The organism is Agrococcus sp. AC640b, assembly GCF_979255995.1.
The window spans coordinates 43,326-67,081 of sequence record NZ_CEEDMM010000006.1 but is presented as its reverse complement, the minus strand read 5'-3'; the positions used below and the strand labels follow the sequence as shown (position 1 = coordinate 67,081).

Sequence of the window (23,756 nt, the reverse complement as noted above, 5' to 3'; positions counted from 1 at the left end):
ACGTGCGAGAACCCTGGCAGGGGCGGGGCCGTTGCCCCTGCCAGGGCGTGTGATGCGACGGAGCGTCAGGCGGCGACGGCGACGTCCTCGAGGACGTTGCCGATCGCGAGCGTCGGCTTGCGCGTGAACTTGCCGCCCGTCGGCGCGCTGCGCGGCCGGATGCCGACCGTCACCGGCACGACGTCGACCTTCTGCGTCGCCGCCACGAAGTCCTCGGTGATGTGCACGCCGTAGCGGAAGAAGAAGAACAGCTCGGCGCCCTCGACCACCAGCGGGTCGAGCTCGAGCTCCTCGTCGTCGGAGAAGTACTCCGGCGCCCAGGCGCGCGTGACCTTGTCGAGTGCCGACTGGACCTCGCGCTGCGCGTAGCGCGGATCCTCCTTCGTCGCCTGCGTGGCGGTCGGGATCGGGCTGGCGGCCGTGAACTCGAACGTCACGTCCGGTGCAGCGTTCAGCACGGCCGCCGACGGGTTCGCGGGGTCGGGCATGTCGGCCTTGGGGATGCAGACGATCGAGACGTTCTCGTCGACATCACGATTGCGAGGGATCCTGACGGTGCGCGCCATGTCACGCACCCCCTTCCTGGGTCTTGCCCGTGTCGGGCTGCTGGGAGTCCGACCGGACGGTCGGCTCCTGATCGTGGGCGGCGATTGCCGCGAGGATGTCGGCCTTCGTCCTCGCTCCGGCGAGGTCGATGCCGTGCTCGTCGGCGTGGGCCTTGAGGTCGTCGTTCTTCCACGACTCGCCGGGCTCGGCCGATCGGCCGGGCTGTGCGGGCGGGTCGATGCGCAGGTATCCGTTCGGCCACGCTGCGAGGAACTCGGGCGTGTACTGGCCCGGCTCGTTGGTCTTGCGGTCGATCGCCCAGACCTTGGCGGTGGTGTCAGCCATTCGTGGCCTCCTCGTCGGGTTCGAAGGTGAACATGCGCGGGTGCAGCCACCGCGGCTCGCCGGGGACGAACAGCGTCGCGTCCGGGTCGTCGCGCGTCGGCAGGGACAGGAACGGCTCGAGCGCCTCGACGAACTCGCGTCCGCCCGCGTCGACGTCGACGCGCCGCGCGCGCACCGACACCGCCGTGCCATCTGCCTCGAAGCCGTGAAGGGTTCCGTTGGTCATCGCGCCTCCCAGGCGTACTCGTCGGGGTAGAAGTAGACGGCCGGCGGCGTCGACGAATCGAGCTGCACGGGCCGCGACAGCCGGTGCTGAATCGGGCCCTGCGTCACGCCGCCGACGACGAGACGCACGCTCGGCACACCCGGCGTCAGCCGCGTCGCGACTCGGTCGGCGAGCCACTCCGCCTCAGCGGGGATCGTGCCAATGCAGTGGATCGTGTAGCGCCGCTCGCGACGCAGGTCAGGCGCCGCCATCCGGCGCGCCTCATCACGGCTGCTCGGACGCCACGGGAACACCAGCACGTATCGTGCGGGAGCCTGCCCCTCGACGCTGCCGTCGAACACGATGCTCGCGAGCTCGACGTCTCCGCGCAGGTGCGCGAGCAGCGCCCTCGTGTGCGCTCGCGTGCCGGTCACAGCAGCCCCGCCTTCTTGAGCCCGTCGTCGATCGCCTTCGCGATCCCGCGCTCGAAGTCGACCTCGTTCTTCGCGAGCGCGGCTTGACCGGGGTGCAGCGCCGGGATGTTCGCCTGGCCCTCTTCGAACCATCCGGCCATCGAGCCCTGCAGACGCCCGAGGTTCGGGCCGATCTCAGCCTCGAGTCCTGTTCCGCCGCCGCCCGCACCGAGCGCGGTCCGCACGAGCGAAGCGCCCGAGACTCCGACGGTGTAGTCCACGGAACGACCGATGTGCGCGAACGACGAGCCCGAGTTGCGCTCACCGCCCAGATTCTCGGTCCACGATTCCTTGACGCGCTTTGCCGTCTCGCCGAGCGCACGCGCGACGAACGGCCAAGTCTCAGCCGGAGCCCGTGATAGGTCGGCGGCGAGGTGGTTCAGGTCGTCGGCCACGATTCGACCTCCACGCTGAATCGACGCGCACTCGCCCGCGTCTGCTCGTCGACGTCGGTGACGCGGAGCGCGAGCCCGACGAGTGCGTCGTCGACGATCGATGCGGTGCAGACGAGCACGTCGTCGACACGGATGCCGTCGGAGGTTCCGACCGGCAGCTCGAGGCGAACGGCGCTCAGCACGGTCGTCTCACCCTGCATCTCTTGGCGGCGACCGATGATGCTGCGGTCGTTGAGCTTGCCTGGTCCGTCGTAGACCGTCGCGACTGGCGATGTCGTCCAGGCTCCGGTCTCGTCGTCGAACGTCCGAGCGCCGCCGCGGGTGCAGGACCACGTGTCCCACATGCTGCTGCGGTCGAGCGATCGTGCGAGAGCGACCATGCCAGGGGTCAGCATCACAGCCCCAGTGGTACGGAGTACATCGCGCCGGCCTGCGGTTCGTCCGGCCGGAACCGTGCGAGCTCCTCGGGTGCGATGTAGATCTTGCCGGCGGCGACCGAGTGGTCGTTCGTGACGGTCGTGCCGTCGGCGAGCCCGAACGAGCGGGCGCCGGTCGAGTTGTTGACCTTGCGCTCGACCATCGACACGAGCACCGACTTCACGGTGCGCTCGGCGACATGGTCGAGGGCGGTGTCGGGCAGCGCGAGCCGCTGCTCGAGCCTTCCGACGTTCTCGAGGATCAGACCCCACGCGGTCTCGATCCAGGCCGGGATCACGCGCTCCTCGTCGGGGGTGAGGGGCCGCGGGATCGCGCCCTTGACGTCTTCGACGTTGACGGGTGCGTCCATCGCGGCCCCTCCCTCCTACTTGGAGACGATCTTCGAGACGCCGGTCTCGAGGTCGCGCTCGACCGTGACCTCGGAGCCGTCGGGCTTCGTGGCCGTGTACTTCTCGGTGCGGTGCTTCGCAGTGCTCGGCTTGGCGTCGACCGTCGGTGCGGGCTTGACCGCGTTGACGGTGCCGACCTTGAGCGCCTCGTCGGACGGGCTCGGCGTCACGGAGACGGCGCGCTCGTTCGGGTCGGTGGTGTCGGCGGGGCCGTCACCGGGTGCCGTCGTCGACGGCTTCGTGACATCGGTGTCGAGCGTGGTGCTCGCCGGCGTCTCGGTCGTGGCCTCGTCGTTCGAGTCGGCCTTGGCGGTGCTGGATGCGCGTGCCATGTGGGTTCCCTTCGCTCAGGCGTTCTTCACGCCACGCAGGCGCGCTGCGGCACGGCCGCCGAAGACGGCCATGCCCGTGTAGAACTCGATGCGGGTGCGGTAGGCGGGCTTCTCCTGCAGCTGGCCGAGGTCGTCGACCTGGATGCCGCCGTTGGTGAGGCCCGTCACGCCCTGGTCGCCCTCGTCCTCGCCGAACTTCACGGCGTAGATCGACGACGCGTCGGTCGCGGTGCCCTGCGTCTCGTTGAGACCGAGGATCTCGGCACCCGTGAGGTCCTGACCGGGGTCGAGGATCGGGATGCCGTTCCACTGCAGGACACGCTTGCCCGTGGCGTCCTCGCGGACGGTCTCGGTGCCGCCGATGTGGCGGCCTGCGGAGCGGATCTTGCCCTGGATGAGACGGTTGGCGTAGATGGCGCCGTTCGAGCCGTCGAGTCCGCGGACCTGTGCGACGAGGGCGTCGAGCAGGTCGAAGAACGCGTGAGAGTCGGTGGTGCCGTTGCCGAGGACGGGGACGCCGTTCGTTCCGGCGTCGAGCACCTGGGATCCGACGAGGCGCTTGCGCAGGCCGTCGAAGCCCTTCGACTCGACCGCGACGTCGCCGTTGAAGAACGTCGACTGGTACTTCCGCGTGGCGGCCTTGACCTTCATCGCCGTCTGCACGGCGCGCTGGTCGTTGAGGTTGCCGCGCGTCTGCACGATGTAGCGGTCGACGTCCGCGTCGCCACCGAGGATGACGAGCGACTCGGTCTTCTGGTTCACCGTGCCGGTCGACTCGGTGTAGGCCTCGTTGACGCCACGGAACGCGACGCCGGGGAGGGTGGCCTCCTCGTTGTACGCGTACGCGTTGCCCTGGATCTCGAGGAACGGGATCCGGTCGAGGACGGACGACTCCTGGATGAACGTCTCGACGACGCCCCTCTGCAGGTCGTCCTGAGACAGCTTCGCTGCCTCGGGGAGGGTGACGGCCATTGCCGCCTCCTTTCATGTGCTGGGTGCGCCGCGGGGTCGCGGGCGCTACTGCTGGGTCTTGCCGTACGCGGCTCGCAGCCGGCCACGGCCGGGGCTGACGTCGTCGCCCGTCGTGGTCTTCTGCGAGACGGATCCGATCCCTGCGGCGCGGTGGCTGCCGCCGCTGTTCTTGAGCAGGTATGCCTTCGCCTTCGCGACCCGCTCGAGCGCCGTCGTGACGGCGGCCGAGTCGACCTCGTCCTTGTCGTTGACGGTGATCGCGTCGAGCTCGTCCTTCGTGAGGTTCGAGATCGCGTCGCTCGGGTCGTGGAAGCCCATCGTCGCCGCGGCCGCACGGATCTCGACGCTGCGGAGTCGCTCGGTGAGACGGTCCTGCACCGCCTGCGCCTGTGCGGCCTCCTGCTTCGTGCGCTCGGCCTGCTCGGCTGCGGACTCGTTCGCCTGCAGCAGCTCCTTCGCGCGCTCGGGCGTGAGCCCGAGGTCCGTGAACGCCTTGAGGCTGTTCTTGGCTGCCTCGCGCTCGGCCTTCATGCGGTCGATGGCCTGCTTGCCCGCGTCTCCGAGATGCTCGGTGCCGTCCGTTGCGGACGGTGCTGCGGGCGCCGCAGGTGCGGCGGGTGCGGCCGGTGCACCACTCGGTGCGGCACCGTCCGGGGCGCCATCCGCGAAGCGGAGACGGGGGCGGTTCCAGATGAGCGGTGCGGCCGCGGCGAGGCGACGATGTGCGATGACGGGCATGGGGATGCTCCTGTTGGATCGGTGCCGCCTTGCGCGGCGATGAACCGCTGCACCTTGCGTGCGGCGGGGTCTATGGGCGTCCGGCCTGCTGCAGCAGGCGGCGCAGGGTGCGCACCGACTGCGGACCACTCGAGGCGGTCGCCATCTGGGACGCGAGCTCGTCTCGGAGACGCTGATCGATCTCGGGCGTGAGCACCTGTCGTGCGGCACCGATGTCGGCCGATGAGGCGCCGATCGAGCGCGGCACGAAACCTGTTCGCCGGGCGTACTCAACGCGATACCAGGCGTCGTAGAGGCGGCGCTCCGCGGCGGTCATCGTCGCCCGGTCGAGCGGGTCGCGGACGCCGGTCACTCGAGCGCGCAGGACACGATCGCGTGCCGAGCCGGGGATGATGCCTCGAGCGATCGAGGACTGGAATCGCTCGCGGTAGCGGCCGACGATGTTGCCGCCCGCGGTCTGCGGTCCGGTGATGTAGCCGTTCTCGGCGAGCAGTCGCTGGAAGTTCGTCCGCGTGCCAGCCTGCCGCAGCAGATCCTCGACCGTCGCGCGCGTCGGCGTCCCGTACATCCGGCCGGCGCGAGCCGATGCGAGACCGCGGTTCTCGATGTTCACGACCCGGTAGATGTCGGCGCCCTCGCGGATCGCTCGCGAGTTGTCGCGGCCGAACGTTCGGTTCTGGTCCGCCTCGGTGAGCGAGCGGAAGTACGCGTACGGGTCGGTGGTGAGGTCGCTGGCAGCGTCCTCGCTGGCGGGGATGTGCTGGCAGTCGCAGCGCGGGTGACGCTGGAAGCCCGTGTTCCACCGGAACCACTTCCCGGCGAGGATGACGCAGTCCTTGCAGGAGGGCGGGTTGAGCATGCGGACGTATCCGGCGATCGTCGGCGTGAGCGCGATCGACGCGTCCATCGCGGCGCTGTTCGCACGGACGACCTCGCTGCCGACGATCTCGGCGAGCCACGAGCCGCCTGCGGCGAGCGCCTGTGCGGTCGAAGCCCCAGCAGCCACCTGGATGCGGCTCTGCACGACCGCGCCCTGCAGCAGGGAGTCGATCGGGCGGCCGCTCGAGTCGGCGGCGCTGAATGCGGCGACGTCGAGGTCGGCGAGCGGAGATCCGTTCGCCTGCGTCGCCGTGTAGGCGATGCCGAGCTCGGCTGAGCGCTGCATGCCGGCCATGACGGTCGCCGTGGTCTGCTCCTCGATGGCGGCCCAGCCGAGGTCGAAGTCCTCGCCCACGGACTGCCACAGCCGTCGCGTCTCGGTGACGGTCGCGAGGGCCGTCTGTCGACGCTCCTCGTGATGGATGCGAGCGGAGGGGGGGATCATGTTCCCCTCCTCCCGCTACGCCTCCTGCGGCTGCGAATCCGCGCGCGCATCGAGCTCGAGCGGATTCGACGGGAACATCGAGCGCTTGATGCCAGCGACGCCCTGCGTGAACGCTTCGTCGTCTGCCTGCTCCATCCAGCGATCGACCTTCTGCGCCGTCGCGCCGGGGATCATCTCCCAGGCGCCGCGACGCGGGAAGCCCTGCGTGGTCAGCTTCGTGACGCCGTCGACCACCTGCGCGAACGACCGCGCCTCACCGTCAGCGAACTGCGACTCGGCAGCCGGGTTCCACGGCTCGGTGTGTCCGCTCGCCTTCCAAGCGAGCTCGGCGGCCTTCTCGTTGCCCTCGCCGGCGGCGAGCTTGATCTCCGACAGCAGCGATGCGAACGTCGACTCCGCGCCGGCGAGCGCGTCGCCGGAGAGGTTCGCCATGCGGTTCATCGCATACTGCGGTGGGATCTGCCCGGATGCGAAGAACCCGCTCTGGAACTCGGTCAGCACCTCGATGTAGTTCTTGAGGTTCGACTCGGGCAGGTCGTAGACCTTCGTGTCAGTGCCGGGGAACACGAGCATCCGGTCGACGCCCACCTTGCCGGGCGAGTTGAGGATCGGGATCTGCTGCCCGGAGGTGTCGAGCATCGGGGTGCCGTCGCTGTTCGTGCGGTAGACGATGTTGCCGTCCTTATCCCGCACGCGCGGGTCGAAGCCGGAGACGATCTTCTGCCGGTACGCGGCGAACTGCATCGCGAGCAGCGTGTTGAAGCGGATCGTGTTCAGCGCGTCCTGCTGCACCATCATGTGGTCCATGCCCGACCACGGCGTGCCGTCGTCGCGGACCGTGAGGTCATAGCGAGCGAACGGCACCTCACCCATGGGGTGCTCCGTGTCGTTGACGATGACCCAGTCGCCGGCCCCGCCGACGCCACCCTTCTCGAGCCTGATCACCCGGTCGGCGTCGTAGACGAAGCCGACCTGCTTCGTGCGGGTCATGCTCGACGGCAGGATGAGGGCGCTCGCCGGGTGGGCTTCATCGGTCTCGACCGTGACGATCTTGCCGACCCACCCGATCTCGAACGGGTCCTCGGGGTCCATCTCGACGTGCACGTTGCCGAACGACTCGGGCCGGATGATCGGCCGCGACCGGTCCCGCTCGTTCGGCCACACCGACGCGAGGCCGCGACCGTGCATGACCATCGAACGGTAGACGCGCGTCTGCCGGGTGTCCCACTGGTTCGCCTGGAAGAAGTCGCGCCAGACGATGTCGTCGACCTGCACCTCGTCGACCGCACCCATGCCGGTGTGCATCGAGTCCTGACGCAGGCGCTGCACGGGTGCGCGGACGAACAGATCGGTGTAGTTCTGCACCGCCTGCTTCCGCAGCACGTCGTACTCGTCGATGATCCCGTACGGCGCGAACGGCAGATCCTGCTTGCCCTCCGTGTAGTCCATGCGGCGCTTCACGAACGGAGCGAGCTCCTTGATCCGCGACTCCGTGATGCGGATGCGGCGCACTGCGGTCGAAGCATCCACGGCGCCTCCTCGGGTCAGTTGAAGCCGAACATCGCATCCGATGTGCGGTCGGCCTGGTCGTTGCCCAGGCCCGCGGCGAGCGCATCCATGACTGCCTCGTGAGCGAGGACGCTGGACATGAGCCAGTCGATCTTCTGGTGCTGCGCAGGCTTGCCCAGCACGTACCGCTTGACCATGGCGCCGCCGTCGTCGAGCGTGATCCCTCGCGCACGGACGACCGCGTTGCGGACGTGCTCCTCGACCTGTACGTCGCCGTCGTGCGAGAACCGCGAATGCAGACCCTGCACGTCGATGCGGAACCGCTCGAGCGCTGCGCTCATCGGAGCGATGCGGTACGTCGGCCAGCGCACGAAGACCTTCTCGCCGAAGTCGGCCGCGAGCTGGTCGGCCTCGGTCGACCATCCCGGCGGGTCGAGGTAGGCACGCACGATCTCGAACTCTCGCTGGAGCTCCTCGAACGCCGCTCGCACCTCGAGACGCGGGATCGTCCCGCCCCAGTCCTGCGGCCGCCACAGCGTCGGCAGCGACTTCGTCCCGTAGCGGGGCGTGAACTGGTGCTGGTCCAGCGTCTCGAGACGGATGCCGGTGTAGTCGTCGTTGTCGGAGCCGTCGAAGCCGAGCCCGACCTTCGTGCGGAAGCGGACCTCGATGGGCTCGTCGCGTCCCTCGCGTCCGTCACGGGCCTTGGCGACCCAGCCTGCGACGTCGAGGTACGCGCCGTCGCCTGCGACGAGACGGTTCCCGAAGAACCGCTCCGCCTGAGCCTTGTCGTGCACCATCATCTCGGCGGCCTCGGCCTCGATGCCATCGAGCGGCACCCAGGGCGACCCGTCGTAGACGACCGCGAAGATCTTCCGCCGCTCGGCCTTGTTCGCGAACGACAGGTTCGCGGGAGCCTGGCGAAAGAACTTGAACACGTCCGGCGCGGTCGACTCCCACGAGGTCTGCGCGACCGAATGCTCGGCCGGATTCCACGCGTTCGTCGTCTCGACCGTGCGGCCGCCCATGCCGGCGGCACCGCGGCGCTGCGCCTCGTAGACGTCGCGCATCTTGTTCGACTTCGTCGCCAGGCCCGACTCGTCCTGCACTGCGAACGAGATCGGGTTGCCAAGGCGCGACTGCGCGCTGGAGGTGACGCGGTCGATGCGGTCGAGGTCGGGGTCGGCGTTCTCGGACACGATGCGGATGAAACCGTCGCGCACGAGCAGCACATCGGCGAGCGGTCCGAGACGGATCATCGCCTTGAGCGGGTTGTAGACGTTGTTGACCTGATCCTCGGACATCGCGGTCAGCTGGATCAGCGGCGACGGGTGGCGGATGCCCATGGGCTCACCGGGCACGTACTCGTACTCCCAGCCGCACGAGCAGCCGAAGTCGACGCACGCGTACCCGTCGTCCTTGCCCGCCCATCCGCCGAAGATCGCCGGGCCGACGGCCTCGAGCGCGACGATGCCCGCAGTCCACGGGCCCTTGCCGATCTTTTGCGGTCCGACGATCAGCGAGCGGCGATACGTGAACGCCTGGTTCAGCAGTGGCCGCGACGGGATCCACTCCGACTCCGGGCGGATCCGGTAGTGGTTCGCCATGCACCAGAACTGCCAATCCGACTGTCGGAAGGCCGCGCCGCGGTCGAAGCCGTTCGGCACGCGAGCGTGACGCTCGAGCCACGCATCGCCGACGTCACCCAGGGTCGGGAAGTCGACGACGAGAGGCTCAGACATCGGCGACCACCCTCAGCCGCCGTGGCGGCGGCGTCGCGTCCTCGGCTGGCTTCGCCTGGCGCTTCTCGGCTACCTCGTCGGCGTCGATCGCCCAGCCGTTGAAGCGCATGCCGCCCGGTGTGAGACCGATCTGATCCTGCAGGCGCAGCATCGCGGCAGTGTCGGCCGCGGGAGCCTCGCCGCCCTCGACGCGCACCGACATGCGCACGAAGTGCGCGACCGAGTGCTGACGCCACGGCTCGCGGTGCCACATCACAGCCTGCGGCGTGCGCCACAGCTGCTTCCAGACGTCGAGCTCGCGGTCCGCGACGGCACCGGTGGCGTTCTCGTCGAGCTCCTTGATGCGCTCCTTATCGACGAAGTACACGTCGAAGACGAGGCGGCGCGGCAGCGGCCAGCGAGGGATGCGGCCACGGAATCCCTTCGCAGGGAGACGGATCTCGGCCAGGCCACGAGCCTCCGAGCGCGCGGACATCGGATCCGCAGCGGGCCCCGAACCAGGGCGAGCACCTCCACGAGGCATGAGCAATCGACCTCCACGCCGCCTTGCGCGACATCGAGTCGGGCGCCCCATTGCGGTAGCACCCCGGAACTTTTGAACCCTCCGCACCCCTAAGGCCCCTCCCCGGCGGTCCGAGGGGGTCGGGTCGAAGGGGGTCACCCCCCACCCTCTGAAACGGCCCCTGAGGGCCGTCCAGTCACCGGGTGATGGTGGGCCAGTGCCAGGTGCCGGGCCTGCCGTGCGGCCCTGAGTGTGCGGACGTGACCCACAGGCTGTCCTCACCGTCGAGCAGGGCCTGGCCGTTGATCGAGTCGCTCCATGTGCGGACCACCACGAGCGGGACGATGTCGCCGGGGCGGGGCGTGTTGCCTCGCGCATGATCGGGCGTGCGGTCGTCACGGATGCGGCGTGCGGTGATGGTGGCGCAGTCGTTCTCGCTCAGTGCGTACAGCACGATGCGTCCCGTCGTGGGCAGCGATGCAGTGGCGGTGTCCGTCATGGCGTTCTCCGGTCTCATGGTCGGTGCCAGCCTCCGGGCTGTGCGTGGGCTGTCTCGGAGGCGTGGTGTGGCTGGCACAGTCCGCGTCCGTACTGGGGATCGTTCGGGTTCCTGCCCATGCGGACGAGGTCGTCGCGCCCGTACGGGTGGTGGTCTGCGTGCTGCGCTTGGCTCTGGCATCCGGGGATGACGCACACGGGGTCGCGGGTGAGGACAGCAGCACGGAAGTCTCGGTGCCCTGTGGAGCCGTAGCCACGCTGGCGTGAGGTGCCACGTCGACGGTCTGCCTCGCTGCGATGCGTCGAGCAGCGGCTGCCCTCAGCCGAGTCGTAGAGCTCGGGGCATCCACCGACCGAGCACACGCGCATCACGCTGCGGCGGGCTTCGGCTCGGCCACGATCTCGGGCCAGTAGAGGTAGTCCTGGAAGCCAGCGCGCTGCTGCACCTGGTTGAGGCGGACGGCCTCAGCTGCGACCTGCGAGTACGGACCGACGAGCGGTCGGTAGGCAGACGGCTTCTCGGGGAGCTGCTTGTCGCGATCCTCGAGACGCTTCACCTTGCCGCGCTCGGTCGTCCACGCCTCCCGGCGGAACATGAGCGTGGCGGTCACCTGCTGCACTGCCTCGGGCATGGCATCTCCGATCGTCAGGTCGGTGGGCCCGTGCGCCCGCTGCTGCGCGACGCACGGGCCGTCCCCTGTTCGGTTGTGGATGAGGTCCTCGGTCGCGCTCCTGCTGTGCGATGCGGGCCACCTCGCTGACGCACGAGCACGGGGCCGGTACAGGAGGTGACGCGCTGGCGCCGTGCGCCCTGGATGCAGATGCGAGTGTGAGCGGCCGAGGAAGTGGGCTTCGACGCACGCGGGAAGTAGGCACGCGTGCGTCGAGAGGTCTTCGCGATCGGCGCTCACCCCCACGGGAGCACGTCACGCGAGCGCGCAGCGACCGAGCATTCCCAGTCCGCGCGCGCATGCGAATGGCCCCGAACGAGTTCGGGGCCATTGGTCGCTTACGCAGAGCGTAGCACGCCGGATGCAGGGGGTGCAGAGGGTCAGTCGTCGGCGTGGCGCTTCCCCGCGAACATGCGCTGACGCTTCACCTTGTCGGCCGCGAGGAGCTGCTCCTGATGCGTCTTGTGCACCTCGCGCCGCTTCCCCGCATCCCACATCCAGAACGACCGGATCAGGCCGTCCTGCCGCCACTGCTTGATCGTCCGCGTCGAGCGACGCACGAGGACTGCAGCCTGCTCGTCGGTGAGGAACGGGTCAGCCACGGCCGCCCTCCGGCTCGAGGCCCACGTCGGCCACTCGATCCGCGGCGGCTGCGCACGCGGTGCAGCCTCGGCGCTTCGTGATGCTGCCAGGAGCCCAGTGCGGGCAGTCGATGAACGGCTTCGCGTCCGCGTCCGCGTCAGCAGTCAGCGTGTCCAGCACGAGCGACGCGAGCACCCCGGACGTGATGGATCCGTCGGCGAGTGCGGTCGCCTGGCGATCGATGAGCCCCCGGATGCGCTGCACGATGGGGTCGGGGGCAGCGAGGTCGCGCAGGATCGTGTCGCGGTCGCGCAGGACCGGGGGGCGATCCGTGAAGGTGATCGGGTCAGCCGTCAGCACGAACAGCACCGCGTCGGCAGCCTCGCGCGCCTGATAGATCTGAATGCTGGGGGCGTACGGGTTGCTCGCGATGGCGAACCGCGCGACGGCATTCTCGATCCGGTCGCGCATCCCCTCGCTGTGCAGCGCCTCCCGCTCGGCCCGCAGCCGCTCGAGCTCGGCCAGCACCTCCGCGATGTCCAGCGCGAGGTAGCCCGCTGCCAGGTTCCGCAGCCGCTTGATGGCTGGCGTCACGTCGCCGATCATGGTCTCGGTCTTCGGCTGCTCGGTCATGCTGCCTTCCCTCCCTCGTAGCCCTCGAAGATGAGGGACCACGGCTCGTCGCTGTCCTGGTCGTTGCGGTCGAAGTCGCACTCGTCGCGGCTGCAGAAGTAGACCGTCACGCCCGGCGCGACCCGCGGCTGACGGATCCGGATCGTCCGCTGCTCGCACGTCGGGCACGGCGTCTGCGACCGCTTCACGTACGGCTCGACGCGGAACCGGCCGAGCGCCCGCTGGAACGTCCACGCGCGCTCGTCGTCCGGCTTGTGCTGGTCGGCGACCTCGTTGAGGAGCACGTCCCACCACCACGCCAACGAGTCGACGTCGTTCGCGATCTCCGGCAGCCACTCCACGATCGACGACGCCATCCACATCGCCTCCGCCCGCACCACCTCCGAGCCGTCGGTGAGGCGCGGGATGCGATGCCGGGAACCTGTGAGGCCCTCGACGCCGGCCGCGATCGCCGACGTCACCTCGCGGTACGCGTCGAGCACCTCTGCCCGCACAGGCGCCGGCGTCTCGTCCTTCGACCCCGAGACGCGCTGCTTGATCTCCTTCGCCTTCTCGGGATCCGCAGCCGTCTCCATCGCAGCGATGCAGTCCGGATATGCATCGGCCGCGCCACGCAGCTTCCCGAAGCACCGGCCGCAGATCAGCGACCCGTCGTGCGCCGTCCGCGGCTTGCAGCCCTGGCACTCGCCATCGCCGCGGCCATAGTCGGGGCACTGCGCGAAGTGCTCACCCCGAAGCGTGCAGCCGTGGACGCACGCCCTCTCCGTCGTGTGGGTCATCGGGTCTCCTCGTTCGTGCGGTCATGCGGGTTGTCGAGCCACGCCTCGTAGACGGCTCGGCGGGTGCGCTCCTGCTCGACCGCGTGCAGGGCGAGGAGCATCCACCAGCGGACGCGGCGCCAGCGACGGGTCGAGCCGAGCTCGTGCTCGGTGACGAGGTACTGCCACCACGCCTCGCAGACCGGGCACTGCGCGACGCTGCCGTCGACGGCAGCCGGGGGCAGGGCATGGCGGCAGTCGTGGCGGGTCACCGGGAACCACCCGACTCTGCGACAGGGCGCAGGCTCCGCGAGTACGCCATGGCCTCGCGGATGCGGATGGTGGCGCGCATGCCGACGATGTAGCACTCGGCGAGCTCGTTGACGGCGAGTGCGCGGATCAGGCGCATGGTGTCGTCGTCGACCGCAGCGATCGCGGCCTGCGCGTCCTCGGTCGTACGGCCCAGCGCACGCAACTCGCGCGCGACGTCGCCGCGCGCCCAGATGAGCGACTGGCGTTCGTCGTGCTCGCCGCTCTCGTAGTGACGCTCGCGGTCGGCGTCGTCGGCCGGGGTGTAGCCGCATGTGCAGGATCGGTCAGCCACGGTCGCTCCCCTCGGAACTGCTCGATCTGCGGCATGGCCCCTCGTGGTCGGCGTCGCGGATGCACGGACCCCACGCGAGCTGCGACGCCGACGAGGCGTAGCCGTTCACCGTCAGGGCGGCGCAGACCTCGGGGTCGTCGGCTCGACGCGCCTGGCTAGCGATCCGATCGCGCTCGTCGTGCAGCACGTCCCGCAGGCCATCTCGGCTGCGCTTCTCGACCCACTCGAGCATCGCGCGCGCGCCGCGCTCGAACTCGTCGCTCCACTCAGCCACGATCGCTCCCCCCGGAACTGCTCGATTCACGGCCCCAGCCGGGCATGGTGGCGTGCCAGCCGATCAGCAGCAGGGCACCGAGGTAGGTGCGCGTGTAGCCCCAGCCGCCGCCGAGGTGCACCGGTCGGGGGCTGTCGTTGTGCAGTCCTCGGACGCTGCCGCGGTAAAACGTCACGTCCCAGCGCCAGCGGCGTCGCCAGCCCCGGCCCTCGATACGCAGCAGGCGCACGTCACGGGTGAAGTCGTCGTAGGCGCTCATCGGTCGCTCCCCTCGGAACTGCCCAGCGTGCGGGAGGATTCCCGCTCGAGGTGCGCGATGCGCTCGCGCTCGACGTCGACGCGGTCGACCATCTTCACGGCCACCGCGGCGACCTGCACGAGCTCCGCGCGCAGCGCGAGCAGGTCGTCCTCGGCGTAGACGTCGACGGACACCCCCTCGATCAGGACGTGGCGCCACGTGACCGTGCCGAGTCCGGCGGCATCCATCGACGCCTTCGTGCCCTTGGCGAGGCGCCGCGCGATCGATACGCCCTCGCCGGGTTCCCCCTGCACGCCGTGCTTCGCGGTCGACGAGGCGACCTCGGCGAGCACCTCAGCGCTGATGTGGCGGAGCCGCACCTCGCGCTCGTGCGCCTCCCGCATCTCGTCCTCGATGCGCTGATCCCTGAGCCGGTCGTGCAGCGCGTCCGCGTCGAAGTCGTCGTGGTCGCACATCACGCCACCGCCTGACGTGCCGGGTCGACCTGCTCGAGCACGCGACGGATCGCCTGCAGCAGGTCATCGAACGTCCCGGCGACGAGCGGCGCCTGCCACACGTCATCGTTCGGGATCCGCTCGGCGAGCGTCTCGAGCGACTGCGCGATCCGCCACACCGACACCGCCACCTGCTGCGCCTGCATGTCGTGGTCGAGCCTGTTCACGACCCGCACCGCCTCGACTGCGAGATGCCCGGCATCGTGATGGGTGATGGTCGTCTGGGTCTTCATGTGGTCGGTCATGCTGCTGCTCCTCGGTCGGGGTGGTGGCTGTGGACGATCGCGGCGAGCATCTGCGCCCGCCCGTCCGGGTTGATGTAGCCGGGCACGCGGCGCAGCTCGACGAGCGCGTCGGCCCGCTCCTGCTCGCACCTGGCGGCCTCGGCGTCGGCCATTGCTCGCGACCCGTCACGGTCGGCGATGATGCGGCGCAGGTCGGCCTCAGCGAACGCCTGCCGCTGCTCCGCCCACATCCGTTCCGGACCCGCCGAGATCGTGTGCGTCCGCTCCGCCTCGAGCAGCGCCTGCCCCTCGGAGGTGGCGTACGCGGCCGCCTGCGTCGTCAGGAACACCTCGAGGGCGCTCCACTCCTGTCGAACCATCAGAAGGGCTCCTCGTCGTCGAGTGATGCGATGTACCGCTGCTGACGGCGTGCGTGGAGGGCGTCGGCCATCCAGAGATCCCGCTGACGTCGAGCAGTGCCACAGGGTCCGCAGTCGGCGTAGCGGCCATTCGGGTGCTCCGGGCATCCGATCGGCGGGGCTTCCAGCAGCAGCGGCGACTCCGGAGGCACCCGCTCGCGCTCGTGCTCCTCGCGCCAGGCCCGCCAGCCCTCGCTCGGCTCCGGCATCCTCGGCTCCCGCACCGCCCGCTCGCCCGCGCTCCCCACAGCCGAGAGCCCTCGCGAAGCCTCGCGAGGGGGTGGCAGGTCCGACGTCGACGGCCTGTCGATCCGCACCGTCTCCTCGATCTGCAGCAGCGACCGGCCGTCCTCGACGTACAGCGTCAGGAAGCCCACCTCCGCCAGCTCGAGCAGATGCGTCTCGATCTCGTCCTCGGTCAGCGGGTCCGACCTCTTCGGCCAGAGCGCTGCGAGCAGCAGCGACGGCGTCGCCTCCGCCCTCCCCTGGTCGTCCGCGACGAAGTGCAGCAGGAAGCCCGTCGTCCTCGCCGCCGGCGACGCCTTCAGGAGCGTCGACGACTGCCAGTCGTCCAGCCTCACCGAACGCAGCCGGTGTCGTGCCATAGGAGAACCCCTCGATGCAGATGTCGATCGCGAGGTCGATGTCCTCCTCGCGCACGGTGAAGCACTCGGTCCAGCCGCGGCCGCGCCACAGGATGCGGCCCGACTCGTCAGCGGATCCGAACGCCTTCGGGAAGAAGGCAGCGAGCTCGCGCAGCGCCTCGCGTTCCCAGGTCTCGTCGGTGCCCTCCTGCAGGATGAGCACCTGCCCGCCGGAGCGGGTCAGCATGTCGATGCGAGCCCATCGCCACGCGCGGCCGACCTTCAGCACCTGCTCGCGGCGCCAGTAGACGACGTACGTCATCGCGAACGTCGGCAGCGAGTGCGCGGTGGGGGTCGGGTGCTGGACCTGGTGGTCTCCCGACCCCCTTTCGCTTGCCGCCGATCGGCGGCCGTTCTGGGCAGTCATTCAGCACCGCCGCCTACGGTCGGCTCCATGGAACTCGTGCTGTCGTTGCTCGCTACCGCAGCCGCCATCGGCAGCGTCGTCGCGGCGATCATCGCTTCGAATCGAGCGGGGGCGGCCAGCGAACGCGCGGCTGATGCCGAGCAGCGCGCCGTTGAGGCTGCGGAGCGCGCTGCCGCAGCGAACGCGACCATCGCGACCATCCAGAGCGCCATCTTCGACGGGCCGCCGTGGACGGTCACCTGGTACGCCGGCGACACCTTTCTCGTGACGAACGCCAGCCCCATCGAGGCGCTCGAGGTCGAGCTCGACGCGTTCCCCGAGCACCTGACGCTGCAGGTCGACGAGACTCGCCTCGAGCCCTTCACGCTCGGCGCGAAGAGCGCTTTCACGTTCCTGTTCACGCCGCTGATGAGCGACGGCATCCGCCGCGACCTCGTCGTTCGGTGGAAGCGGCCCGGCAGCGAGGACGTGCTCGAGTGGATGCACCCGATCCCCGTTCGACCGAAGCAGTAGCCGACGCTCACGCTGCGACCTCCGCGTCGACGCGGCGCCAGAGCGCTTCGAGCGCGGCGAAGGCTTGCTGCCACACGACGCCGTTGCCTAGCGCCTTGAGCGACGCCGTGCGCTCGAGCACGTCGGTCACCCACCCCTCGGGCAGGCCCATCATCCACTCGGCGAACGCCGCGTTCAGGCGGTGCGCGCCGTCGCGGCCGTTCGGCAGCGTCGGTGATGGGGCCTCACGCGTCAGCGCCTCCCAGCGACGCACGGCCGCCTCGTACGGGCCGAAGCCCGACCGTTGCGCCTGCGCCGCGACGCCCGGCAGCAACAGCTCGTCGCTGCGCGCACCCGACCTTGAGGCGTGCCCGCCCGTCGCGTCGGCGACCTGCGGCGTCGGCATGAGCACAGCGTCGACCGCGAGGCCGCGGCGTCCGGTCGCCCAGTCGGTGAGCGTCACGCTCGACGAGCTCGAGCCGCCCGATGCATCCGCATCCTGGGCGGTCGTGGTCGGGATGAGGCGGACCTCGGACCCGAGGTCTCGCGCGTGGCCGTTGCCGCTCGCGGGATCCCGCGTCGGCGTCGGCATCAGCACAGACGCCACCCCGGGCAGCGTGAGATCGCCCTTCGAGCCGCGCTGACCGGGACCACCCTTCTCTCCGTCGGACGCGCGCAGCGTCGGCAGCAACGTCAGAGCTGCGTCACCGCCGTGCGCAGATCCAGTCCCCCCTCGCCGTGCGAGCCCGGCCCATTCGCGTCCGACACCCGCACGGTAGGCAAGAACGAAGACACGGAAGCGCCCATGAGGGGCACCCACGTCGGCCGCTCGAACGCCGCCCCACTCCGCATCGAACCCGAGGTCGGCCAGGTCTCCGAGAACACGTCCGAGTGCTCGGAGAACAGGTCGATGCTCGCCGTCTCCCACACATCCCGGGCAGGGCTCCATGTCGCTCTCGGCGCATCCACTGAGCAGTCCTCTCACGTTCTCGATCACGACGACCTGCGGCTGCAGCGCGTCGATAGCTCCCAGGAAGTCGCTCCACAGACCGGAGCGTGTGCCCTCGCGCATCCCGGCGCGACGGCCGGCGAGCGAGAGGTCCTGGCACGGGAAGCCGCCGCACAAGATGTCGACGGGCTCGACAGTCGCCCAGTCGACGGAGGTGACGTCGCGATGGTTCGGCACCCCGGGCCAGTGCTCGGCGAGCACCTTCGACGGTGAGTCGTCCCACTCGCAGTGCCAGACGGTGCGCGCGCCGAAGAACGCCTCGGTCGCGAGGTCGAGGCCGCCGTAGCCGGAGAACAGGGAACCGATGCGGAGCGTCATCCAGCACCACCTCGTACGATCGGCGTCATGCAGCAGCACGACGCGATCCCGGCACTTCCCGAGGAGCCCGGAGACGAGGTCTTCTTCACCCGGCACGGGCTCGAGCACCGGATGTTCCGGCAGGAGGGCGACCGTGTCGTCGTGCACCAGAAGGGGGTGCCGGCCGAGGTCTTCGAGATCGTGGTCAGCCTCGGCTCCGGCCGGATGGTGGACGCGGTCGGCCGCAACCACAATGTCTCGGTCGCCGCGCTGAGCATCGAGCGCGGCGAGCTTGAGCGGATCTTCTGACCTGCCATCAGGCACCTGCCTTCCGGCGTGCGTCGGCGTACGAGGCGATCGCGTCGTCGAGGTCGTCGACGGTCTCGATGCCCGCGGCGCGGATCCGGTCGGCGAGAACGCCAGCGCGCTCGGTCGCGATGCGAGCGACCTCGGCGCGCACCGCCGCGCGGCGCTCGACGCGACGGCGGCGGATGATCTCGCCCGTGAGCGCGAACAGCAGCACGGCGACGATGGCGAGGACGGCGGCGGCTGCGATGAGCTCGGAGCCGGTCTGCATGGTGGGGGTCATCGCCGTGCCAGGAGGTTCGGCTGGATGAGGCCCACGAGCTCGGCGTCCTCGCGCATGAGGTTCGCCGTGTAGAGCATGGGGCCGGGCTTGTTGCTCGACTCCGACTTGCCCGCGACGTACTCGACCTCGGTGCCGCGGGGCAGTCCGGCGCGCGTGCGGGCGATGAGGTCAGGGCGGAAGATGAGGCGGTCCATCGGCATCGGCTTGTGGTTGTCGATGAGGCGTGTGACGGGCGGGTGCTCGCCGGAGATCGCGGTGAAGGTGGCAACGATGCGGTCGCTCGAGTACTCGTCCGCGATCGTGACGGTGATCTGCGTCATCGTCTTCGGCGCGGTGCGCGTCACCTCGAGCTCGATCGTGACGAGGTCCGTCGCCGCCTTGTACCGGTTCGCGTTGGCGGCGATCCACTCGAGCGCGAGCCGCGGGACGATCACGCTGGACTGGTCGAGCGTCCACTCAGCGTCGGCGACGCGGTCGATGGTCGCGGACGTCTCGTAGTGCGGGAGACGGATGCGGGCCACCGTGTAGCGGTCCGTGGCGATCGCCTGGATTCGCCCCCCGTGGACGGAGATTGCCGCGCCGCAGATGACGGGGGTGACGTCCTCCTGGCTGACGTGGGGCTTGAGGCTGCGGGCCAGCAGGATCGCGTCGGATGGCTGCAGGCGGAGGATGGTGGGGGTCATCGTGGGCTCCTAGGTGAGTGCGGGTGGGATGGCGGGTGTGACGCCGCCGGCGTCGTCGAGCACGACCCAGCCGTGGACGGCGTGGAGCATCGGCTCGCGGGCCGGGTTGGCGTGGAGCGAGATCTTGATGCCGCGGCGGCGGGCCTCGGCCTGCAGGTCGGCGTTCGACTCGATCTCGCCGTTCAGGAGGGAGCAGAGCCAGACGACGTTCGAGAGGCGGTGCTTCGTCTTCCGCCCGCCCATGCCTCCCTGGCGGTGCTGCGGCACGAGGGTCTCGGGGTCGCAGGAGTCGAATCGGTGCCAGGCGCAGGCGTGGCCGTCGCGGGCGTGCACGCCCTTGCGGATGCGGATCGGGGTCGGGTTGCTCACGATCGCCCCCATCGGTTCGCGGACGCGCGCCGCGCCTCGAGCTCTGCCTCGTGCGCGAGTCGCGCCTGCTCGATCTCGGAGTGCTTCTGCTTGCACGGCGTCTTGCGTCCACAACCGATGCAGTAGCCGCCGCGACCCGCGGCCTGCGTGCTCATCGTCGACCCCACGAACGCACGAGCGGCTCGAGGTTCTTGTTGCGGGCCATGTAGCCGATGTGCTTCGACGCGAGCGCCTTCGCGACGCGGTCGACGTGGTGCCAGAGGGCACGCATGTCGTTGTGCACGCGCTGCTCGTCGAGGCTCGCGGTCGTCGCCATGGCACGGGCGACGCCGACGGGGCGGCCCTTCGTCCAGAAGTCGGCGAGCGCGACGTTGAACGCCTTCGAGTGCGCCACCTCGGCGGCGTAGCGCTGCTGGTTGACGCGCTCCTCGACGTCGGAGATCTCGAGCATGAGCATCTCGATCTGCTGCAGCAGCTCGGCGATGCCGGCCGGGTCCTCGGGTCGCTGGTTCCAGATGTCGCGTGCGCGGGCCACGAGCGGCGCCCATGCCTGCTGAGCGCCCGCAGGGTCGAGTGCGAAGTCGGCGCTCACGAGCGGGCCCCTCGTGCGGCCACGGCCGCGGTGAGCGGCGTCGGCCCACCAGCAGCCTTCGCGACGGCGTCGCGCATGGCGAGCGCAACCGCGCTCGGCTGCTCGGCGCCCGTGAGCTCGCGCGTGCGATCCTTCATAGCCGCGTGCTGCGCCTCGCTGACGGCGCCCTGCGCGCGGAGCGCCTGGCGGATCCCGTCGATCGCGGACAGGTCGGGAGCGTCGCCGATGCGCTCGAGCCACTCCTCCTCGCTCACCTCGTCGGCGACGTCGGCCAACGTCGCGATCGTCGCCGTCGGAACGGCAGGGGATGCTCCCGCCTGCTCGGCGGTGACCACGCCCGCTCCGGCGACGGCCGCGACGTCTGCGGCCTGCATGTCGCGGAGGCGTCGCTGGATGGCGAGGAAGATCTGCGGCTCGACCCGGGCCTTGCCCGCCTGCTCGTAGAGGGTGGCAACGGCCTCGGTCGTCGTGGAGCCCTCGAGCTCGGCGAGCCAGTCGACGGGCAGCGTGTCCGTGGGGATCTCGACGACGGCCGTCGGCGTGCCGCCCTCGGGCAGATCGTCGGCTTCGCGGCGATCGCCGAAGACGTCGGCGAAGGTGCGCACGAGCGCGGCGCGCAGGACGAACGCGCCGAACAGGACTTGCGGCTTCCGCTCCCACAGTGCCGCCCACGACTCCTCGACGGGGAGCGCTTCGCTCCACTGCGCGACGAGGACCGTCGGGATCTCCCAGCCTGCTCGGTAGACGGTGGCGCGGGCGACGATGAACTCTCCGCGCACGAGCACCTCGCTCCACGTCTCTCCGCCGTCGGGGCTGAACTCGACGCGGGTGCCGCGCAGCTGGCCGGTCGCGGTCGCTACGCGGAGGTAGTCGCGGAGCGTCGTCTGCACACCCTCGGGCGTGGGCGTCTCGGTGGTCATGCCTTCGCCTTCTTCGCGGGGTAGACGCGCAGCCCGTGCGCGGCGACCTTGGTGTCCGGGTAGCGCTTCTTCGCGTCGGCGAGCGTGTCGGCGATCGCCTTCACGCCACGCACGTACGCGGCGTACTTCGTCGGCGCGCTTTCGCGCCACGCGACCTCGTCGACCGTCGGCGTGACGGCGCCCTTCGAGACCGTGACCTTGTCATCGGTCTCCGGGTCGGTGTGGGACCAGCCGACCTTCGTCGCGCCGGGGTACTCGATCTCGAGCTGCTTCTCGAAAGCCGCCCGGTTGGCCTTGAGCTTCTTGTCGGCGGCGTCGACGACTGCCTTGGCCGCGACGACGGAGCGATGGAGCGCGAGCAGCGCCTCGCTGATCTCGTCCTCGGGTGCGCCGTCGGCCCACCACGCGAGGAAGCGGTCGACGACATCGACGCACTGCAGGATGCACGCGTCGTCGCGGTGCACGATCTCGATCTCGTGCTGGCGGATGGTCGAGGGGTTGCCGTCGGCGTCGGAGAAGCCGACGACGTAGACCCACTCGTCGAGGCCGAAGACGTGCATGCCCCACTGCATCTGCGTGTAGTGCTCGGGCGTGACGAGCCCACCGCTTGGGGCCTTCCAGTCGTGCTCGTGGTCCTTCACCTCGACGCCGCGGAGCGTCCCGCCGTCGTGCTCGAAGCCGTCCGGAGTGGCGCGGTGGCCGGGGTTGGCGAGGCTCGCCCAGACGCGGTCGTTCGCGACGATCGCGGTGCCGCGCTCAATAGCCGCGACCTGGATCCAGAACGACTCGTTTGCCGAGCCGCGTCGCGTTGCCGCGCTCCCGCCGAACGTCGAACCGTAGAGCTTGTCCTGCAGCAGGGGCCGTCGGGCGCTGAGCCAGTTCTGTACGAGGCGGTGCACCTCGGATGCGGAGACGCAGTCAGTCGCGCGGTCGCGCTGCCACCCTGCCTCGTCCTCGGACTTCGACGCCAGCGGCGTCGCGAGGTCCGAGAGGAGCGCGCCCATGCGCTGATCGAAGAGGCGGTCGAGGGCGGTCATCGCTGCGCCGCCAGGCGGTTCGCGCGGCGCGACTTGCGGGCGACCTTGTTGCGGGCGCGGCGCTTCGCGACGCGGCGCTCGAACGCGACCTGCTTCGCCTCGGTGCGCTCGGGCACGGGCTCGCGACGGAGGGGGCGGAAGACGCCGACGAGGCGCTGCAGGATCTCGCGGGCGCTGAACGCCTTCGGGGAGTCGTTGTGCATCATGGTGGGGGTCTCCTGGTGGTGGGGGTCAGGCCGCGCGACGGACGGCGGTGCGGTTGCGGGCGGCGCGGCGGTCTGCGGCCCGCGTGAGTCGGAGCTGGATGGCGTTGTCGATGCGGGCGCGGAGCGTGGCTGCGGCGACCGTGGGGATGTGCCACGTGTCGGCGTCGCGCTTCGTGCGGGTGCGGGTCGTGCCGGCGCGCTCGATCACGCCGGTCTCGGCGAGCTGCTTCATCGCGGTGCGGAGGCCGGAGTGGGAGTACTGCTGGTGGTTCGGGAGGGTGCAGACGCGGAGGTCGTGCGCCGCCTCGACCTCCTGAGCGCACAGCGGACGCGACGCGCCGCCGAGGATGGCGAGCACCTCTCGCTCGCGGTCCTCGAGCGCCTGAGCGCTGATGGAGTCGGCCGCGGCGTGCGACGTGCTCGGGTCGGACTTGCGAGCGCGGGCGGAGTCGCCCGTGATGGTCGAGAGAATGGCGGGCTTCGTCACGGTCACTGCTCCTCGGGGTCGAAGGCGATGCGGGTCGGGATGCGGAGGGCGGCGGCGATACGGTCGAGCGCCTCGGTGATGAGCGCGACCAGCGCGACGATCACGGGGAGACGCCGTCGACGACGACCGTGATGAGGACGAGTCCGACGTACGTGACGGCGACGAATGTCACGACCGTCGAGAGCGGACGGATCGTGTGCCGCACGAGACGCGTGCGACGCTCGGGCGTCATCCCGTCACCGCCTGACGCCTCTGCGCGATGCGCTCGTTCGCCGCGCGGAGTTCGTCGTCGGAGAGGCTTGCGTAGAAGCCAGCCAGCACTGCCGCGAACGCGTCCAGGCACTCGGCCTTCGGGCGCGTCACGACGCTGCCTTCCGCGCGCTGCTGTCGGCCGCTGCGGTTGCTCGTCCGACGATGACAGCGACGTCGACGCCGAGCCACTGCGCTGCGCCCGCGACCTCGACCATGTCGAAGGGCACGACGCCGTTCAGCCGTCGGCCGGCCGTGTGCTGTGAGACGCCGATGACGCCGGCGAGGTCAGCCGCCGTCCGACGCTGCCGCGCCATCTCGACGCGGATCTCTTCTGCGATCGCGGCCGAGACCGCGTCAGCGGTGCCCTGGGCTGCGTTGCCGCCGGTCCTGATCTCCATGCCCAGAATGGTTGCATGGATTTCCATGCAGTGCCATGCACGCCATGCATCTTGACGAAAATCCATGCAGGTGCCATGCTCACGAAGT

40 protein-coding genes are annotated in these 23,756 nt (G+C 70.1%); 1 reads left to right on the top strand and 39 read right to left on the bottom strand.

Annotated features, from left to right (window positions below; all coding sequences use genetic code 11):
- Positions 1-65: 65 nt before the first annotated feature.
- From ACZ6H8_RS04020 to ACZ6H8_RS03895, 26 genes are all read right to left on the bottom strand, one after another.
- Entirely contained in the window at positions 66-566 is a 501-nt protein-coding gene (locus ACZ6H8_RS04020) for a phage tail tube protein (RefSeq protein ID WP_464144603.1), read from the bottom strand.
- A 1-nt stretch (position 567) separates the two neighbouring features.
- Positions 568-891: a hypothetical protein gene (locus ACZ6H8_RS04015; protein WP_464144602.1), complete on the bottom strand. Its 324-nt coding sequence runs from the start codon at positions 889-891 to the stop codon at positions 568-570.
- A complete protein-coding gene (locus tag ACZ6H8_RS04010; protein WP_464144601.1) occupies positions 884-1,117 on the bottom strand; it encodes a hypothetical protein in 234 nt (77 codons plus the stop codon). Before ACZ6H8_RS04010 ends, ACZ6H8_RS04015 begins: the two co-directional genes overlap by 8 nt.
- Entirely contained in the window at positions 1,114-1,530 is a 417-nt protein-coding gene (locus ACZ6H8_RS04005; RefSeq protein ID WP_464144600.1) for a hypothetical protein, read from the bottom strand. Before ACZ6H8_RS04005 ends, ACZ6H8_RS04010 begins: the two co-directional genes overlap by 4 nt.
- Positions 1,527-1,964 (bottom strand): hypothetical protein, encoded by a 438-nt coding sequence (locus ACZ6H8_RS04000; protein ID WP_464144599.1) that lies wholly within the window; start codon positions 1,962-1,964, stop codon positions 1,527-1,529. The genes ACZ6H8_RS04005 and ACZ6H8_RS04000 overlap by 4 nt, the downstream gene beginning before the upstream one ends.
- Positions 1,949-2,344 carry a DUF6093 family protein gene (locus tag ACZ6H8_RS03995; protein WP_464144598.1) on the bottom strand — a complete coding sequence of 132 codons (396 nt, stop codon included), beginning with the start codon at positions 2,342-2,344 and terminating at the stop codon, positions 1,949-1,951. Before ACZ6H8_RS03995 ends, ACZ6H8_RS04000 begins: the two co-directional genes overlap by 16 nt.
- Before the next feature lie 14 nt (positions 2,345-2,358).
- Positions 2,359-2,751 (bottom strand): hypothetical protein, encoded by a 393-nt coding sequence (locus tag ACZ6H8_RS03990; RefSeq protein WP_464144597.1) that lies wholly within the window; start codon positions 2,749-2,751, stop codon positions 2,359-2,361.
- A gap of 15 nt (positions 2,752-2,766) precedes the next feature.
- A complete protein-coding gene (locus ACZ6H8_RS03985; RefSeq protein WP_464144596.1) occupies positions 2,767-3,123 on the bottom strand; it encodes a hypothetical protein in 357 nt (118 codons plus the stop codon).
- Between the two features lie 15 nt (positions 3,124-3,138).
- Positions 3,139-4,095: a major capsid protein gene (locus ACZ6H8_RS03980; RefSeq protein ID WP_464144595.1), complete on the bottom strand. Its 957-nt coding sequence runs from the start codon at positions 4,093-4,095 to the stop codon at positions 3,139-3,141.
- 45 nt (positions 4,096-4,140) lie between these two features.
- Positions 4,141-4,833, bottom strand: coding sequence for a hypothetical protein (locus ACZ6H8_RS03975; protein ID WP_464144594.1), 693 nt, complete (start codon positions 4,831-4,833; stop codon positions 4,141-4,143).
- Between the two features lie 70 nt (positions 4,834-4,903).
- Positions 4,904-6,157: a hypothetical protein gene (locus ACZ6H8_RS03970; protein ID WP_464144593.1), complete on the bottom strand. Its 1,254-nt coding sequence runs from the start codon at positions 6,155-6,157 to the stop codon at positions 4,904-4,906.
- A 15-nt stretch (positions 6,158-6,172) separates the two neighbouring features.
- On the bottom strand, positions 6,173-7,687 hold the full coding sequence (locus tag ACZ6H8_RS03965; protein WP_464144592.1) for a phage portal protein: 1,515 nt from the start codon (positions 7,685-7,687) through the stop codon (positions 6,173-6,175).
- A 14-nt stretch (positions 7,688-7,701) separates the two neighbouring features.
- Complete coding sequence (locus ACZ6H8_RS03960; protein ID WP_464144591.1) at positions 7,702-9,408, bottom strand: hypothetical protein; 1,707 nt, start codon at positions 9,406-9,408, stop codon at positions 7,702-7,704.
- The gene (locus ACZ6H8_RS03955; RefSeq protein ID WP_464144590.1) at positions 9,401-9,883 is read right to left on the bottom strand and encodes a hypothetical protein; all 483 of its coding nucleotides are present in this window, start codon (positions 9,881-9,883) and stop codon (positions 9,401-9,403) included. The genes ACZ6H8_RS03960 and ACZ6H8_RS03955 overlap by 8 nt, the downstream gene beginning before the upstream one ends.
- 223 nt (positions 9,884-10,106) lie before the next feature.
- Complete coding sequence (locus ACZ6H8_RS03950) at positions 10,107-10,409, bottom strand: hypothetical protein (protein ID WP_464144589.1); 303 nt, start codon at positions 10,407-10,409, stop codon at positions 10,107-10,109.
- 367 nt (positions 10,410-10,776) lie between these two features.
- Positions 10,777-11,040: a hypothetical protein gene (locus ACZ6H8_RS03945; protein WP_464144588.1), complete on the bottom strand. Its 264-nt coding sequence runs from the start codon at positions 11,038-11,040 to the stop codon at positions 10,777-10,779.
- A gap of 419 nt (positions 11,041-11,459) precedes the next feature.
- Positions 11,460-11,681 (bottom strand): hypothetical protein, encoded by a 222-nt coding sequence (locus ACZ6H8_RS03940; RefSeq protein WP_464144587.1) that lies wholly within the window; start codon positions 11,679-11,681, stop codon positions 11,460-11,462.
- Complete coding sequence (locus ACZ6H8_RS03935) at positions 11,674-12,294, bottom strand: hypothetical protein (RefSeq protein WP_464144586.1); 621 nt, start codon at positions 12,292-12,294, stop codon at positions 11,674-11,676. The genes ACZ6H8_RS03940 and ACZ6H8_RS03935 overlap by 8 nt, the downstream gene beginning before the upstream one ends.
- Positions 12,291-12,869, bottom strand: coding sequence for a hypothetical protein (locus tag ACZ6H8_RS03930; RefSeq protein ID WP_464144585.1), 579 nt, complete (start codon positions 12,867-12,869; stop codon positions 12,291-12,293). Before ACZ6H8_RS03930 ends, ACZ6H8_RS03935 begins: the two co-directional genes overlap by 4 nt.
- 200 nt (positions 12,870-13,069) lie before the next feature.
- Positions 13,070-13,324: a hypothetical protein gene (locus tag ACZ6H8_RS03925; protein WP_464144584.1), complete on the bottom strand. Its 255-nt coding sequence runs from the start codon at positions 13,322-13,324 to the stop codon at positions 13,070-13,072.
- Positions 13,321-13,656 carry a hypothetical protein gene (locus tag ACZ6H8_RS03920; RefSeq protein WP_464144583.1) on the bottom strand — a complete coding sequence of 112 codons (336 nt, stop codon included), beginning with the start codon at positions 13,654-13,656 and terminating at the stop codon, positions 13,321-13,323. The genes ACZ6H8_RS03925 and ACZ6H8_RS03920 overlap by 4 nt, the downstream gene beginning before the upstream one ends.
- Positions 13,657-13,922: 266 nt before the next feature.
- Complete coding sequence (locus ACZ6H8_RS03915) at positions 13,923-14,189, bottom strand: hypothetical protein (RefSeq protein WP_464144582.1); 267 nt, start codon at positions 14,187-14,189, stop codon at positions 13,923-13,925.
- Positions 14,186-14,644 carry a hypothetical protein gene (locus tag ACZ6H8_RS03910; RefSeq protein WP_464144581.1) on the bottom strand — a complete coding sequence of 153 codons (459 nt, stop codon included), beginning with the start codon at positions 14,642-14,644 and terminating at the stop codon, positions 14,186-14,188. Before ACZ6H8_RS03910 ends, ACZ6H8_RS03915 begins: the two co-directional genes overlap by 4 nt.
- Positions 14,644-14,928, bottom strand: coding sequence for a hypothetical protein (locus ACZ6H8_RS03905; RefSeq protein ID WP_464144580.1), 285 nt, complete (start codon positions 14,926-14,928; stop codon positions 14,644-14,646). The genes ACZ6H8_RS03910 and ACZ6H8_RS03905 overlap by 1 nt, the downstream gene beginning before the upstream one ends.
- Positions 14,925-15,287 (bottom strand): hypothetical protein, encoded by a 363-nt coding sequence (locus ACZ6H8_RS03900; protein WP_464144579.1) that lies wholly within the window; start codon positions 15,285-15,287, stop codon positions 14,925-14,927. The genes ACZ6H8_RS03905 and ACZ6H8_RS03900 overlap by 4 nt, the downstream gene beginning before the upstream one ends.
- Positions 15,287-15,907 carry a hypothetical protein gene (locus ACZ6H8_RS03895; RefSeq protein WP_464144578.1) on the bottom strand — a complete coding sequence of 207 codons (621 nt, stop codon included), beginning with the start codon at positions 15,905-15,907 and terminating at the stop codon, positions 15,287-15,289. Before ACZ6H8_RS03895 ends, ACZ6H8_RS03900 begins: the two co-directional genes overlap by 1 nt.
- 361 nt (positions 15,908-16,268) lie before the next feature.
- Here ACZ6H8_RS03895 and ACZ6H8_RS03890 point away from each other — a divergent pair, with 361 nt between their 5' ends.
- Complete coding sequence (locus tag ACZ6H8_RS03890) at positions 16,269-16,850, top strand: hypothetical protein (protein ID WP_464144577.1); 582 nt, start codon at positions 16,269-16,271, stop codon at positions 16,848-16,850.
- Between the two features lie 7 nt (positions 16,851-16,857).
- Here the strand turns inward: ACZ6H8_RS03890 and ACZ6H8_RS03885 are convergent, their stop codons facing one another.
- The 13 genes from ACZ6H8_RS03885 to ACZ6H8_RS03825 form a co-directional block, all read right to left on the bottom strand.
- Positions 16,858-18,459 carry a DNA cytosine methyltransferase gene (locus ACZ6H8_RS03885; protein ID WP_464144576.1) on the bottom strand — a complete coding sequence of 534 codons (1,602 nt, stop codon included), beginning with the start codon at positions 18,457-18,459 and terminating at the stop codon, positions 16,858-16,860.
- Positions 18,452-18,724, bottom strand: a complete 273-nt coding sequence (locus tag ACZ6H8_RS03880; RefSeq protein WP_464144575.1) for a hypothetical protein — start codon at positions 18,722-18,724, stop codon at positions 18,452-18,454. The genes ACZ6H8_RS03885 and ACZ6H8_RS03880 overlap by 8 nt, the downstream gene beginning before the upstream one ends.
- Positions 18,721-19,407 carry a hypothetical protein gene (locus tag ACZ6H8_RS03875; RefSeq protein WP_464144574.1) on the bottom strand — a complete coding sequence of 229 codons (687 nt, stop codon included), beginning with the start codon at positions 19,405-19,407 and terminating at the stop codon, positions 18,721-18,723. The genes ACZ6H8_RS03880 and ACZ6H8_RS03875 overlap by 4 nt, the downstream gene beginning before the upstream one ends.
- 9 nt (positions 19,408-19,416) lie before the next feature.
- Positions 19,417-19,776, bottom strand: a complete 360-nt coding sequence (locus ACZ6H8_RS03870) for a hypothetical protein (RefSeq protein WP_464144573.1) — start codon at positions 19,774-19,776, stop codon at positions 19,417-19,419.
- Positions 19,773-19,931 (bottom strand): hypothetical protein, encoded by a 159-nt coding sequence (locus ACZ6H8_RS03865; protein ID WP_464144572.1) that lies wholly within the window; start codon positions 19,929-19,931, stop codon positions 19,773-19,775. The genes ACZ6H8_RS03870 and ACZ6H8_RS03865 overlap by 4 nt, the downstream gene beginning before the upstream one ends.
- Positions 19,928-20,368, bottom strand: a complete 441-nt coding sequence (locus tag ACZ6H8_RS03860; protein ID WP_464144571.1) for a hypothetical protein — start codon at positions 20,366-20,368, stop codon at positions 19,928-19,930. The genes ACZ6H8_RS03865 and ACZ6H8_RS03860 overlap by 4 nt, the downstream gene beginning before the upstream one ends.
- On the bottom strand, positions 20,365-21,288 hold the full coding sequence (locus ACZ6H8_RS03855) for a hypothetical protein (RefSeq protein WP_464144570.1): 924 nt from the start codon (positions 21,286-21,288) through the stop codon (positions 20,365-20,367). Before ACZ6H8_RS03855 ends, ACZ6H8_RS03860 begins: the two co-directional genes overlap by 4 nt.
- Complete coding sequence (locus tag ACZ6H8_RS03850; RefSeq protein ID WP_464144569.1) at positions 21,285-22,325, bottom strand: PDDEXK family nuclease; 1,041 nt, start codon at positions 22,323-22,325, stop codon at positions 21,285-21,287. The genes ACZ6H8_RS03855 and ACZ6H8_RS03850 overlap by 4 nt, the downstream gene beginning before the upstream one ends.
- On the bottom strand, positions 22,322-22,531 hold the full coding sequence (locus ACZ6H8_RS03845) for a hypothetical protein (protein WP_464144568.1): 210 nt from the start codon (positions 22,529-22,531) through the stop codon (positions 22,322-22,324). The genes ACZ6H8_RS03850 and ACZ6H8_RS03845 overlap by 4 nt, the downstream gene beginning before the upstream one ends.
- A 25-nt stretch (positions 22,532-22,556) precedes the next feature.
- A complete protein-coding gene (locus tag ACZ6H8_RS03840) occupies positions 22,557-23,018 on the bottom strand; it encodes a hypothetical protein (RefSeq protein ID WP_464144567.1) in 462 nt (153 codons plus the stop codon).
- Positions 23,019-23,118: 100 nt separating this feature from the next.
- A complete protein-coding gene (locus tag ACZ6H8_RS03835) occupies positions 23,119-23,250 on the bottom strand; it encodes a hypothetical protein (RefSeq protein ID WP_464144566.1) in 132 nt (43 codons plus the stop codon).
- Positions 23,247-23,381, bottom strand: coding sequence for a hypothetical protein (locus ACZ6H8_RS03830; protein ID WP_464144565.1), 135 nt, complete (start codon positions 23,379-23,381; stop codon positions 23,247-23,249). Before ACZ6H8_RS03830 ends, ACZ6H8_RS03835 begins: the two co-directional genes overlap by 4 nt.
- The gene (locus ACZ6H8_RS03825) at positions 23,378-23,734 is read right to left on the bottom strand and encodes a helix-turn-helix domain-containing protein (RefSeq protein ID WP_464144564.1); all 357 of its coding nucleotides are present in this window, start codon (positions 23,732-23,734) and stop codon (positions 23,378-23,380) included. Before ACZ6H8_RS03825 ends, ACZ6H8_RS03830 begins: the two co-directional genes overlap by 4 nt.
- Positions 23,735-23,756 lie beyond the last annotated feature (22 nt).